Annotated in this window: 6 protein-coding genes; 2 read left to right on the forward strand and 4 right to left on the reverse strand. The window is 47.5% G+C overall.

Annotated features, from left to right (window positions below; genetic code table 11):
- Positions 1–71: 71 nt before the first annotated feature.
- The gene (locus tag ED312_RS19480; RefSeq protein ID WP_123217704.1) at positions 72–1,397 is read left to right on the forward strand and encodes a rhamnogalacturonidase; all 1,326 of its coding nucleotides are present in this window, start codon (positions 72–74) and stop codon (positions 1,395–1,397) included.
- 53 nt (positions 1,398–1,450) lie between these two features.
- A complete protein-coding gene (locus ED312_RS19485; protein ID WP_123217705.1) occupies positions 1,451–2,995 on the forward strand; it encodes a sialate O-acetylesterase in 1,545 nt (514 codons plus the stop codon).
- A gap of 2 nt (positions 2,996–2,997) precedes the next feature.
- Here ED312_RS19485 and ED312_RS19490 read toward each other — a convergent pair whose 3' ends face one another.
- The 4 genes from ED312_RS19490 to ED312_RS19505 all read right to left on the reverse strand — a co-directional run bounded on the left by ED312_RS19490 (position 2,998) and on the right by ED312_RS19505 (position 14,509).
- Positions 2,998–3,924 (reverse strand): alpha/beta hydrolase, encoded by a 927-nt coding sequence (locus tag ED312_RS19490; protein ID WP_123217706.1) that lies wholly within the window; start codon positions 3,922–3,924, stop codon positions 2,998–3,000.
- 50 nt (positions 3,925–3,974) lie between these two features.
- Positions 3,975–5,096, reverse strand: a complete 1,122-nt coding sequence (locus ED312_RS19495) for a glycoside hydrolase family 88/105 protein (RefSeq protein WP_123217707.1) — start codon at positions 5,094–5,096, stop codon at positions 3,975–3,977.
- A gap of 109 nt (positions 5,097–5,205) precedes the next feature.
- Positions 5,206–9,729: a rhamnogalacturonan lyase family protein gene (locus ED312_RS24445; protein WP_123217708.1), complete on the reverse strand. Its 4,524-nt coding sequence runs from the start codon at positions 9,727–9,729 to the stop codon at positions 5,206–5,208.
- Positions 9,730–9,802: 73 nt separating this feature from the next.
- Positions 9,803–14,509, reverse strand: a complete 4,707-nt coding sequence (locus tag ED312_RS19505) for a LamG-like jellyroll fold domain-containing protein (RefSeq protein ID WP_123217709.1) — start codon at positions 14,507–14,509, stop codon at positions 9,803–9,805.
- Positions 14,510–14,569 lie beyond the last annotated feature (60 nt).

The raw sequence follows: 14,569 nt of genomic DNA on the forward strand, positions 1-14,569 counted from the left end.
TGAAAGTTACGGATTACAAGGGTTTCAAAGAACGTATATTAATTTTTAGTGGACACTAGTGAAAAAATATAATGTTTAAATTTATCCATGTGAAATATTATATCTTCTTAGTTGCATTACTAATTAGCCTTAATACGAGGGCTCAGGAATTATTTCCTGACGGAACACCCATTCCTGAATGGTTTTATGAAAATGAACCAACCGATATCCAAACTTTAGGCAGGCAATTCCGTATAACCGATTACGACATAAAAAATGACAGTACGGTTTTGCAGACGGAAAAAATTCAAGCCGTGATTAATAAGGCGTATCAGGCAGGTGGTGGTGTAATAATTATCCCTGAAGGAACTTTTCTCAGCGGCTCCCTTTTTTTTAAACAGGGAACCCATTTGCATATCGAAGCCGGTGGGGTATTGAAAGGAAGCGATGATATCAGTAATTTCCCTTTAGTAATGACGCGTATGGAAGGGCAAAGTTTAAAATATTTTGCCGCCCTGGTAAATGCCGATGGCCTGGACGGGTTTACTATTTCAGGGGAGGGGACTATTGACGGGAACGGTTTGCGTTACTGGAAAGCCTTTTGGTTAAGACGGGAGTTCAATCCGCAATGTACCAATATGGACGAAATGCGACCACGCCTGGTCTATGTTTCAAACAGCAAAAATATCCGGTTATCCGATGTAACACTTAAAAATTCGCCCTTCTGGACTTCTCATTTCTATAAATGTGAAAAAATCAAGCTATTGAATTTAACCATTTTATCTCCTAAAGAACCGGTAAAGGCCCCCAGTACCGATGCCGTGGATATCGATGCCTGTTCCGATGTTCTCATCAAAGGATGTTATATGTCTGTAAACGACGATGCCGTAGCCCTGAAAGGAGGGAAAGGCCCTACAGCGGATAAAGATGAAAATAACGGAGAAAACAGGAACATAATCATAGAAGATTGTACCTATGGGTTTTGCCACAGCGCCCTTACCTGTGGAAGCGAATCCATCCATAACCGCAATATTATATTCCGGCGAAGTACCGTGAACGAAGCCAAACGGCTCTTATGGTTGAAAATGCGGCCGGACACCCCTCAGAATTACGAATACATACGGGTAGAAGAAATTTCGGGAAAGGTAGATAATTTCATTTATATCAAGCCCTGGACACAATTTTTTGACCTGAAAGGGCAACCGGACATGCTGATGTCTTACGCCGGACATATAACCATGAGGAATATAAAGATAAATTGCAGTACATTTTTCAATGTCCGAAAATCCGACCAGTATAAACTTTCGGACTTTATATTTGAAAACTTAGATATTAAAGTTGCCGATCACCCGGCGTTTGATAAGGATCATGTGAATAATTTTACCATCAGGAATGTAAACATTAACACCGGAAAATAAATTCGTCCAAACGAGTCCGGAATTATAATTAACCACTCCGTAAAACCCGAACTATGAAATCGATTATCCTCTCCCTTGCCTTCTTTTTATCATTGAGTTTTTCTGCCTATGCAAAGATCAAGCTTCCTGCGCTGGTAGGAGATCACATGGTATTGCAGCAACAGGCAGAAATAAACATCTGGGGGTGGGCCAGCCCCGGGGAAAAAATTACCATTACCCCGGAATGGCAAAAAGAAGTAATACACACTACGGCCGACGGACAGGGGAACTGGAAAATACCGGTTTCCACTCCAAAAGCCGGAGGCCCGTATACCATTGTTTTACAGGGAGAAAATAAAATAACACTCTCGGATGTACTTATAGGAGAAGTCTGGATATGCTCCGGGCAATCCAACATGCATATGCCTGTGGGGAAATACGAAAAAACCTGGCAAACCGGGGTGTTAAACTATGAAAAAGAGGTAAAAGAAGCTAATTACCCCCGGATGCGGCTTTTTACCGTGGCCCTCAAAACATCCGATTCCCTCCTCACCGATGTGGAAGGAAAATGGCAGGCATGTAACCCGGAAAGTGTTTATGATTTTTCTGCTGTAGGATATTTTTTCGGCAGGGAAATACTCCGCAGTCAAAATGTTCCCGTGGGACTGATCACTTCCGCATGGGGAGGGACACCGGCAGAAGCCTGGACAAAAAAAGACGTGCTGGAAAAAGATCCGGACTTTATTCCCATACTGGACCGTTTTCAGGAAGCATGTGATAATTATCCGGCCGCATATGAAGCCTATAAAGTCAAATATGACGAATGGAAGCAAAAATCAGAGCTTGCCAGAGAAAAAGGTGAAAAAATTCCCGGCGCCCCAAGGGAACCCATCGGGCCCGGGCACCACAAAGCACCTTCTCTTATCTATAATGCCATGATATATCCTTTACTAAACTATACCATACGTGGTGCTATCTGGTACCAGGGAGAGAGTAATGCCGAAAGGGCATACCAGTATCGCAAACTGTTCCCTGCCATGATAAAAAACTGGAGGGACGATTGGCAACAGGGAGACTTTCCGTTCTATTTTGTTCAGATCGCTCCTCATCGCGGACAGAACCCGGAAATCAGGGAAGCACAGCTTTTAAGCATGCTCTCCGTGCCCAATACGGGAATGGCCGTACTTACGGATGCGGGAAATGCCACCAACATACATCCCCTGAATAAACAGGTAGTGGGAGAAAGACTTGCTTTATGGGCAAAGGCAAAAACTTACGGAGAGACCGACCTGGTCTATTCGGGCCCTGTTTACAGTAAAATGAAAAAGGAGGGAGATAAGGTCCGCCTGTATTTCGATCATACGGGTTCGGGACTGGTATGCAAAGGAGATGCTTTAACTCATTTTACCATAGCGGGGGAAGATAAAAATTTCCTCCCCGCCACGGCAGAAATCGAAGGTAATACCATTATAGTCTCGAACCCCGATGTCCGCGAACCTGTTGCCGTACGTTTCGGATGGGAAAACATCCCTGAGCACACCCTATTCAACCGGGAAGGGCTTCCGGCATCTCCTTTCCGGACGGACGACTGGCCGGAAACCACTTACGGTAAAAACTGAGATCAGAGCCAGCCGTTCATCTTCAGCCAGTGCTTTAAAGCCCGGGGCCATGCAGACTCGGTATTCTCCGTTCTTCCCATACCATAGCCATGCCCCCCTTGCGTATAAATATGCATTTCTGCGGGTACACCATGCTCCTTCAGTCCGAGGTAATAACGAATACTGTTTCCCACCGGAACGGTTCTGTCATCGGAAGAATGCACGAGAAACGCAGGCGGAGTATCCTTGTTTATCTGAAGTTCGTTAGAGAACCGTTCCGTGAGACCGGCATCCGGGTTCTCTCCGATGAGATTGTCACGCGAACCTTTATGGGTAATTTCCGTGTCCATGGAAATCACCGGGTAAATAAGCATGGAAAAATCGGGTCTTGCACTGGTTTCGTCATCTGCCTTATACACTTCATCCGTAAAATGGGTAGACACGGTAGATGCCAGGTGTCCCCCGGCCGAAAACCCCATAATGCCTATTCTGTCCGGCTTAATATTCCATTTTTCCGCATTTCTGCGCAGTATACGAATCGCTTCCTGCCCATCCTGCAAGGGGCCTGTACTTTTATCTTTCATTATAACATCACTGGGCAGGCGGTATTGCAGGACGAAAGCTGCAATTCCCATCTCGTTAAACCAGGCAGCGACGTCCCTGCCTTCGTGATCTATGGCGAGACGGGCATACCCTCCACCGGGACAGATCAGTACAGCTGTCCCGTTAGCTTTTTCCTTCCCGGGAAGGAAGACTTCCATAACCGGATCTGTTACTTTACTTATCCGGGGCGATTTTCCGTTGTTATCATATACGGTCTCTGTTTTGTAGTCCGGGTTGTCAACGGCCCCGGGGATGGTTTCGGGCCATATCCTGACCGTAGTGTTCTGGCCGTAGGATATGAGAACAGAAAATAAGGTAAAAACTGTAAGTATGAACTGTATCTTCATGTTTTTGGTTTTTCCATATAAATATACATGAAACTATATAATGTACTCACTTATTTTTCCAGTTTATAAACCTCACTCCCCGCCAGTAAAAAGCTTCCCAGTCCGTAATCTTCAAAATCGGGAATTTTAGTATAGCTCAGTGGTTGTCCGTCCTTGGGTTCTTTTCCCGTAGATTGTACATACCCCAGGAAACCGTTGTCGTGCAGGCTTTCCTTGACCATGGCATTCCATCCTTTGAGAATTGCCGGCAGGTAAGTATCCCTGTCCAGAATACCATTATTAACACCATATGCCATACCGTAGATGAACATAGCAGTCCCCGTTAATTCCTTTCCTCCGTAATTGGTAGGATCGTGCAGGCTTACATTCCAGAAACCGTCCTTGCGCTGTACAGGTAAAAGGGCTTTGGCCATCTGTTTCAGGTCTTTGACATACTGCTCCCGGTGCGGGGCGTTTTCCGGGATAATATCCAATACCTTCGCGAGGGCAACAATAACCCACCCGTTACCCCGGCTCCAGTAACAATCTTCTCCGTTCGGTTCTTTATAAGGAGGTGTAAAATCGGCATCGCGCCACCATAGGCCGTCTTTTTCATTAAAAAGCCCGTTTTTACCATGTTTGTTCCTGGTGAACATATACATGCTGTACATTTTCTCAAAATACCTGTCATCATTTTCCAGTACTCCCATTTTTGCCAGGACGGGCATCCCCATTTGTATGGCATCTATCCAGGACCAATCATCATTTTGTGGCGTATGCAGCAGCATTGCTGTTTGTGCCCTGGTGTTCTTCAGTTTTTCCGGTGAGGGAGAAAGGTTGTAAAGGTCTATGTAGGTCTGTGCCGCACAATAATTATCGGCATTCCGGGTGGTGTTTCCTCCCCAGAAGCCCCATTGGTGAAAATCGGCCCAGTCTTTTGCATAGTTATAGTATTCTTCCCTCGGATATATTTCATGCAGAGCCATAAGCCCTTCGTAATACACCGCCCTTGTCCAGATGTGGCTCGGGCGCTCTTTATTGGTAATAATGGTTTTCCCCACATCCGGCCACTTCTCCATAAAATACTTGTTGGCCAGCTCCATTTTTCCCAGGACTTCAGCCCTGTCCGGAAGAGTTTGTGCTTGTGTAATACCGGATATTCCGGCGATAATAATACATACTATTTTTTTCATTTCATTATTTGGTTTTGGGTTGACACCCCTCTGCCCCCCTCAAGGGGGACTATAACACTCTTAAAAAGAGACAAGACTTCCCCCCTTGAGGAGGGGCAGGGGGGTGTAATCATTTCTTTACGATTTTCTGAATTATTTCTCCTTTCTCATTTTTAACTTTAACTATATAAATTCCCGGGGATAAGGATTGGGTTGAAAACGAATAGCTACCTCCTTTAAAACTATAACGGTTCACCAACTGTCCTGAAAAATTGTACAGTTGTACTTCATTTTTTTCTTCGGGTATTTCCTGAAGATAAATATTGATGTCATCCCGTACCGGGTTGGGATATACCACAACCTGTTCTTCTTCCGAGATCTCTTCCCGACCCTGCTTTTTACGCCTCACTTTCAGTATTCCGTTGTCATACAATTCCGAAGTGTCCCATTCCAAGGGTCCCCCGGGAGAAGGGATTATGCTTTTGAACGCCCCTTCGAAATGAGCGGCCTGAAACATAGCAAAGTTGTCCCCTTCCCGGAATTGCATCCCTCTCCTGTTTATTTTTAACAATCCCCCGAAGAAAAGGGTATCGCTTACTTCCAGAATATCGTAAACGGAAGCATTGTCCATATCTATTTCCGTCCTTGCTCCTTCGGACAGGTATAGGTTTTTCTCAATAACAAGGGTCCCTGTTTCCCTTCTGCCTCCGGGGAGGAGCAGGGCGCTATGACCAATCGTAAGGCTCCCGCCCATCCTGCCATTCCCGGACAGTAAAGCTCCTCCTGTAACCGTGACATCCCCACTTCCGGTAGCACTACCCAAAATGTTGCTTATGACCAGTTCTCCCGCTTTGACCAATGTCCCCCCGGAATAGGTATTGGCTCCGGTAAGTGTCCACGATCCTTGTCCGGTCTTAAGGACAGCTGCCCTGGCACCGGAATCTTTAAACGGTATATCGCCTATTGTCCCATGAAAGACAGCATCGGTGTTTTTTGTCCCTATTTCCCAGGTGGTAAGCGTATTCCCATTACCTGCTCCCAAAACAGAGGAAGCCGGTCCGGACAGTTCCCCGATTGCGATGGTATCATTGGAACCGAGGCGATATACCACCTGTACATTCTCCGTAAGTTCCAGGGAAACCCCTCCGTATCCTTTATTGTTGCCTAAAATAAGCCAGCCGCCATCATTATCTGTCGTCACCTGCACTTTTCCGTTAAAGCCGGACCAGTTTCCCATCATCTCGGAACGTATCCAGGGCGAATATAAATCCAGGCTGCCCTGGCCCGTAAGGTTCCCGTTAAAAACGCAACGCCCGTCCAATCGCCATTCGGCCTGTTTCCCGAAAGGGATTTCCACGTTCCAGGATGCCGAACTGTATGAATTATTATCTTCCCGCATACGCAGAACTCCTCCTTCGAGCACTACAGTCCCTTCTCCGAAACCGGAGGATATGGCGTCTTCGGAACCGAGATAAACAGTTCCTTCCTTCAGCACCGTATTTCCCGAATGGACATTTTTTCCGGTAAGTTCGAGGGTGCCACTGCCTGTTTTTATCAGTTGTCCTTCTCCTTCAATGGAACCTCCCATAGTAGCTGTTACCTCCGAAAGAATATCAACGATTCCGTTATTAGCCGCCAGAGTCATCCCGCGATCAGATCGGACATTCCCCAGAAACGCAATCGTCCCCCCGTCCAGGACCAGGTTTTCCGCTTCTTTTCCGGCAGCTCCGAGAGGTCCGGGAACACCGCCATCGGAAAGGGACTCCAATGCCAATACTCCTTCCCGGATTACAGTACTTCCCGTATAGTCATTATTACCCAGCATGGTCAGTTTTCCCGCGCCGGACTTTTCGAGACCGCCGGCACCGCTTATACTGCCTTCTCCCTTCAGAACATAATCCGCAGAAGCGTCCACGATCATTTTTCCTATGGGTAAAAATCCGATTTTGTTCACCGTGGTATGCAACATGCCGGAATCGTTAAAAATTACGGTATCATTGGGGGCAAAAAGGTCGGTAGTATTTCCGTTAAACCAGTTATATGTTTCGGCCATGTCCCAGGTATTGTCCACAGAGCCTCTCCAAAACACGGTAGTGGGATTACGCACCCACTTCACGTCCATTACAATGGTACTCCCCGTATTCCGAAGCTGGTGTTTTACTCCCGGTATTCCCGTTACCCGTATATTTTCAATGTCACCACGAAAGTCTCCGGAATACTCCATAAGGGTATAAGTGCCGGTGCTCAGTCCTTCGTCGCGGACATGAATACGAAGCTCTGTTCCGGCTGTTATATCAAGATTGCCATTCCAGATTATCTTATCGTTATCGCCCTGTGGGTCTTCGGAAAGGTCGAAGGAAAATACCACCTCTTCCGCAATTGTCGTATTACCTGTTACAGTCAGTACACCTGTGTTTTCCTCTCCTCCGGGCAGAATTATCACCCCTCTTTTAAGACTTATGCCACTTCCTAAGGTTCCGTTACCCCCAATGGCTACGTATGGTTTTGTAACTACCGGACTGTGCATTAAGTTCCCATTCAGAATAATTGTACCTCCCCATATGGTGGTCGTCCCGGTAAAGGTGTTGTCATTGTCCAGAACCAGAGTTCCTGTCCCTCTTTTTACCAGCTGCATGGAACCGGACAATGAGCCCGTTCCGGTAAACCGATAGTCCTCAGAAGCATTTACCGTAACCCCGGAAGGATATATTTCTCCTGCAATCTCAACACTACTGTTATTATTTCCGGAAACATCAAACAATACCTCGTCGTCCTGGTTAAATACGGATGTAGTGTCCTGTCGCACCCAGCTGGCAGATGTTCCTACATCCCATATGCCTTCTCCATTCCACCGGAGCATATTATTGGCTATGGGAGATGGTGGCGGGGTTTCCATGCCCGTACCGATATAGAAGGAAGGGTGTGGCGGCTGGTTATATCCCGTATTCTGCCAGGCAATGGCGACGCGGTATTGCGGGTCGTGCATCAGGGTATACATTTTCCGTCGGGACTCTTCGGTATTCATATAAATGCGTAAAGCGGTATTGTCGGAGGTCCGGAAAATCACTTCTTCCCTCCAGTCTCCGAACAGATCGGCCTGCAAGGCTGGGTTTGCTTTTGTACCATTATTGGAACTACAGCCTTCTGCGGTAAAAACTGTTCCTGCCCCGTATTTGGAAATACTTGTTCCGTCGAGCAGTTCTCTCTGGAGGTCATCATCCCACCAGATCGCGTGATTGATAGACGGGATACTGGTATTTACCTGTTCTCCCCTGGTATTATACACGCCCAAACCACTGGAAGCCCAGAATTCAACACCGATATGGGTGGAATCTATATCAGCCGCAAGGCCCCTGCCTACATCGGTATCTTTTTTATGTTGCCAGATAATTTCTCCGGTACGGGCATCGCGAAACGTAATACCGTCCCTTTTGTTTTCGTGGGGCATAAAGACTTCCTGACCAGGCCGCAGCGGGTCCAGATCGGAAACATGCAGGGCATCTCCGTGCCCTAGTCCCGTCGTATAAAGTCCTGTTCCGTCATCGTCTACAGTCATCGCCCCATACACGATCTCATCCTTTCCGTCACCATCCACATCGGCTACACTTAGACTATGTGCCCCCTGACCTGCGTATCCTTCATTCCCGGGATCATCGGAATCAAACACCCAACGCTGTGTGAGCTGTCCGTTTCTCCAGTCCCAGGCAGCCAGTACAGAACGTGTGTAATATCCACGGCACATGACCAGGCTGGGCCGTTGTCCGTCGAGATAGGCCACTCCTGCCAGGAAACGGTCTACCCGGTTACCATAGGTGTCGCCCCAGTCGCCTACATTTCCCCTTGCCGGGATATAATCTGTTGTGGCCATCGCCGCTCCGGTCTCCCCGTTAAATACAGTGAGAAATTCCGGGCCGTCCAGGATATACCCGGAGCTGTTCCTGTAATCCGCGTCCGGATCTCCGATTACGGATCCCTGACCGTCCACCGTCGCATCTGCCGTTTTACAGGCAACTTCGGCCTTACCGTCGCTGTCCAGATCAAATACCATAAACTGGGTGTAATGCGCTCCCGCCCTTATATTGCGTCCAAGATCTATTCTCCATAGCTGCTCTCCGTCCATCGTATACGCATCCAGGAATACATTGCCGGTATAACCACTGTGCGAATTATCCTTGGAATTGGTGGGGTCCCACTTGAGAATTACTTCATACCGGCCATCCCCGTTAAGATCTCCGACACTGCAATCGTTGGCCGTATAGGTATATGCCACTCCGTCCGGGGTGGTACCTCCCGGAGGTTGTTGCAGGGGGATCTGCAGATAGTTTTGCTGCCAGACCTCCGCCGTTTTCGAAGGGTCTTGTTCTTCCCCACCGACAACGGGACGAATGTAATATACTCCGTCTACGGCAGTACTATCTATATAATTGGTACTTCGTATTATGGGATCGGCATTTTGTAAAACCCCGTCCCGATAGATATTAAAAGCCAGCGAATCCGGATCGTTCCCCAGCAAACGCCAGGCTACATGCACTGCATCGGGTCCGGACCGGACAGCGACAAGACCCCGATCGAGGTCTTCCATCCGGTGCTGGGCAGATACACCGAAGGCCCCTGCAAAAATCAGGATAAGGGGTAAAAAGTAATTGTTTTTCATGGTATTTAAGATTTTGGTTATGGGTATGGTCACTCCGATCTCCCCCTTCCGGAGAGATCGGAGTGACCATATTTTATTTCCGGATAATTTTATGTGTTGTGGTTTTTCCGTTATTTTTCACCCGGAGAATATAAACCCCTACGGGAAAATGTCTTATATCCACCCTCGATGTATTTTGTTTTATTTCCTGGTTCAGGAGCCGTTGCCCGGTGGCGTCAAATAATTCCATGCTCCCGTTACGGAGATCGTCTATCTGTACATTTACATGACCCCGGGCGGGATTGGGATATGTATATACCCCTAAATCTTTTTGTGGACCGTCTTCTTCTGTTGCGGATAAACCGCGTAAGATTGCCGTATCACCGGGTTCTGTTCCGTAAACTAATTCTCCTCTGTGATAAATGGTAATATGCATATTTTCCGAATAGGGCCCTGCCGGCAGAAAAGAATGATCGTCGGTTTCATCAAAAGCACTCCAGTCGGTTTTGGCTATACGGTATTGTATCTCTCCGGAACCACTGAGCGGATATAACTGTCCGGCCGACGAATTAAAAGTCAGTTTAAAAAAGCTGTCACCACCTGCAAAAGTGGTATCGGGTTTAACAAAAGTCCCTTGTATACTACCATTACCAATCTCAGCATGGTCTATCCAGTAATCCAGGCCCGGATTTCCTTCGGCAGTAAACCAGTATCGCACCTCCAGATCATTATATTCCAACGGTATATTGCCATCATTCCGGATTTCTACATAAGTGCGTATGGTATTGGTTCCCGTATTTACATTCCGGTTCCGGGAATAGACCTTCAGCGAGGTAACCGGTCCCTGTTCGGTCGGTTCTACGCCCCACACCAATTGCCCGTTGCGGTAAAGCGTTATCTGCTTATTTTCTCCATAGGCTTCTCCGGATTGATAGGAATAGTCATCAGATTCATCGAAATCCGTCCAGTTTTTCTTGGCTATCCTCGATTCTATAACTCCGCTTTCTTCTCCGGCCTTAAGTTGCTCCGTACCTTTAAAAATATATTCTACATAGCCGTAGGCTCCTTCATGCGGTATTTCCAGGGGATGATAAACAGCAGAAATATTACTTGTCCCGGATGCGGCATAATCTATATAGGTATTTATTTCCGAAAAATCTTCGGCAGTAAACCAATAACGGGCAGATAATTCTCCGTACGGAATATTTATATCGTCTTTATTGACAATACGCAGGAACGGCCTGATTATATTATTTCCGGGTCTGCCCTCATCACCATCGTAATAAAGCACCTTTACCGGGTGGCCATCGGCAAGCTGTAATATTTCTTCTTCCGTAAGGGCATAATTGTATAGTTTTACCTCATCCATAAGATCCCGGAAAGGTTTGTTTTCTTCGGAGTTCCCCAGTTTCAGAGGGTCTGTTTTCCCTATGGAAGCGGTTGCGTCTGTCTTTTCGGCTATTTTTATGCCATCCATATACAAGCGTATCTGATCTGCTCCCCTGTCTCTTACTGCTACTATATTTTTCCATTCGCCGGTAAATAACGGGGAAGATGAGGAATTGCTGACGGAAGCGGATACATCGGTCTTCGTCCGGCCGTCGTCTATGGCAAAAGTGAGCCGGCCATCACGCAGTTGTATGCCGTACCATTTCCCGGTTCCGGGCTCAAAAGTCCCTTTATGTATGAGATAACAATCCGTTCCGTAAGCATAGGTATCCTCGGGAATTTTAACCCAAAGGGACACGGTGAACGAGGTTTCGTCAAAAAGAAGATGGTCGGCATGGGGTATATGAACAGCCGCGGTATCGGAAGGCTGTTCAAACCTGAAGGCATTGCCCGATATCCCCTTTTCCCATACTGCCCCGGGAAATCCGGAGGTCGTGCCCGTATGGTCATAAAACGAATAATCGGTAACCTGCATACCTTCGGTCTCATCCATCTTCCAATACCCGACAAGGCCTTTCGGGGCAGTAGTCCGGAACGTCCAGGTCTTTCCGGTGGTGGTGCCTTCAGGGCCCACGGCATCCACACGCCAGTAATAATCAGTATCTCTCCGGAGGTCCTGAAATGAAAAAGCGGGACTTTCCACATTCGTTTCTCCTGCAAGGGGCATATTTTCCGCATCGGTGCCGATATAGATTTGATAGGATGTGGTATTAATGCCCCCAACCCAGCTTGCTTCGAGATTTTCTTCAAATCCTTCGAGAACGGCTGTATCGGAAGGATAAGGAGCACGTGTTTGCAGCGGGGTAGGTTCTGTCTGGTACAGTTCCAGGATCTCCTGCTGGCTCAACGCATAATTAAACATCCTGAATTCATCGAGACCGCCCCGGAAAGGGGTATTCAGGTCATTACTGTTTCCTATGATAACCGGATTTGTCTGCCCGATGGTTTCCCGGGTGTTATCTGTCACTTCATTTACGAGTTCACCGTCCCTGTAGAGTCTCAACACCTGTTCCTCGGTATCCCTTACGGCCACCAAGTGTATCCATTCACCCGTAAAAAAAGGCGCTGCATCTGCAGATAACTGGGTTTTGGTAATATCATCGTCAACGGCAAAACGTATATCCCCGTCTTTTATTTCTATACCGTACCATTTTCCGGTAGCTCCTGTAGTTTCGTCTTTCGCAAAAGTCCCTTTATGAATCAGATAGGCTGATCCGGTCGGTGCCGTAGCTTTCATCCAAAGCGATATGCTGAAGGACTGCCGTGCGGGATAGAGGTGATCTTCGTGAGGTATGCGGATATGCGAAGTAGTTTCCCCCGAGCCAAGGTCTACAGCTTTGTTCACTTTACCTTCCACGCGTATATAATTGTCCGTATCCCTGATCTCCCCTTCATTTCCGTAAGCGGAACTATCTATAATTGCCGGCCCGTCCTGTTCATCCATCAGCCAAGCACCGACAGGCCCTTCGGGAAAATGAGAAAGTGTTTTAAAAGACCATACTTTGCCGATAGTAGTGCCAAGTTCGTTCATGGCATCTACCCTCCAGTAATAGGTTTTACCTGCCTCCAGGGTATCCGCTTCATAAAAAGCATCTGTTATTGTCGCAACCGCAGCAAGACTGTCCGGATCGGTAGAAAAATACAGCGTATATTCTCCGGTATTCTCACTGCCCGTCCAACGCATTTGCAAGCCGGAGGTTTCTATGTACCCGGCCCCGTCTTCCGGTGACGGGGAAACAGGAATATCCGGAGCAGAGGGTACCGGAAAGGTTTCAACCGGCAGAGGAGCGGTGTAAACGGAGGAAAAATTATCATTGTACCCCTTAAGGCGATAAAAATATTGCGTATCGGGTTCGAGCTCCTCATCCGTAAAAGAGATCATGTCACCCGCAAGTGTATCCAGCACCTCGAAGTTTGTGCTATCCGCAGAGCGTTCTATTACGATCCCTGTAGTCCTGTTATCGTTACTTTTCCATTTCAGGCTTATGGTTGAAGTGGAAACCGAGTCTGTCTCTAACCGGGAAGGCGGGCGCAGAAAATCGGGGGCCGGCGTATCGGCTAAACCGTTTATATAAACTTCTATATTGGCATACCCGTCTGCTTGTATCTGCATGGCATCCGAGGGATTGGCCGGGTCAAGGCCGTGGATCGTTTCCCAATCATCCGGAATACCATCGCGATCGGTATCCGCGAGCGGAGGCGCCGCGAAAATCTCTCCGGGACCTTCGGTAGGCAGATTCATTTCATCTGCGATCAGCGCCCCGGAAATTCCGACCGAGGCCAGTTCTCCGGCAAGAAATTCATCTACGGGATCGCGCCGCGGGTAATTTGCCCCGGCATTGTCCATCACGTGGTCAAATGTCTCCGCTGCCGATAATAATTGTCCCGGCATGGGATATTCATAAGGGGTTTCCCGGAAAACAGTGATCCCTTCGTATGCCGAAAGGGGTACTTCATCACCATCCAGTATGCCATTGAGATTATCGTCATAATAATTGCCTTCCACATAGGGAATAAAGGTGGGGGTCCCCCGTGTAAAAGGTTCTATGGTTGTACTGGGCCCTTTAATCATATAATTATTGATGATATTTACAAAGGAGTCTCCGGCAGAACCTCCCATAATATACCCTCCGCCTCTTCCCCAGTTATAAACTACATTGTTCACAAACTGGTTCAGCCCTTTTACCTTAGGGTTGCGGGTATTATTGTCTATGTAAAGATTCCTGTAGAGGCTTATTTTACCCGAAGGCTCTATCAAACCTCCTGCGGAATGGGTTTCCAGTCCCTGGGCTATAATACTGTTCTGAATGGTAATACTGTCGGCATAACGGGTAACGGAAAAAGTTTCATCCCTGCCCCAGGAAGCGGATATGTGATCAAAAATAATATGTTTTGCATCATCCGTAATCCCTACGGCATCGGCACCGCTGGTTCCTACCTTTCCCATCCGCATCCGCAGGTAACGGATAATGGAATTGCTTGCCTGTGTATAGGAAAATCCGTCACCGTAAATCACGATGCCATCACCAGGTGCCGTTTGTCCGGCTATGGTAATATTACCGGACACGACAACCCTGCTTTTAAGACGGATAATGCCACCCACTTCAAAAACCACAATACGGTTTGGCCGGCTCACGGCATCCCGGAATGACCCCGGGCCGGAGTCGTTGAGGTTTGTTACAATGTACACTTCTCCGTGCCTTCCTCCGATGGCATATTTTCCGAAACCTTCCGCTCCGGGAAAAGCCGGTACCTGCGAAAAAGTAATTCCCGAAAGGAAAAAAAATAAAATCCATACGGGCCATCTGCCGGCCCCTGTTCCTGCAATACAAAAGTTTTCAAGAGTAATCATTGGGTCATGGTTTGGTTGATTCTTCAATTTTTTCCGGCATTGGTTTTTATGCCGGGAATT

This window comes from Sinomicrobium pectinilyticum (assembly GCF_003725735.1).
GTDB classification, from domain to species: Bacteria; Bacteroidota; Bacteroidia; order Flavobacteriales; family Flavobacteriaceae; genus Sinomicrobium; species Sinomicrobium pectinilyticum.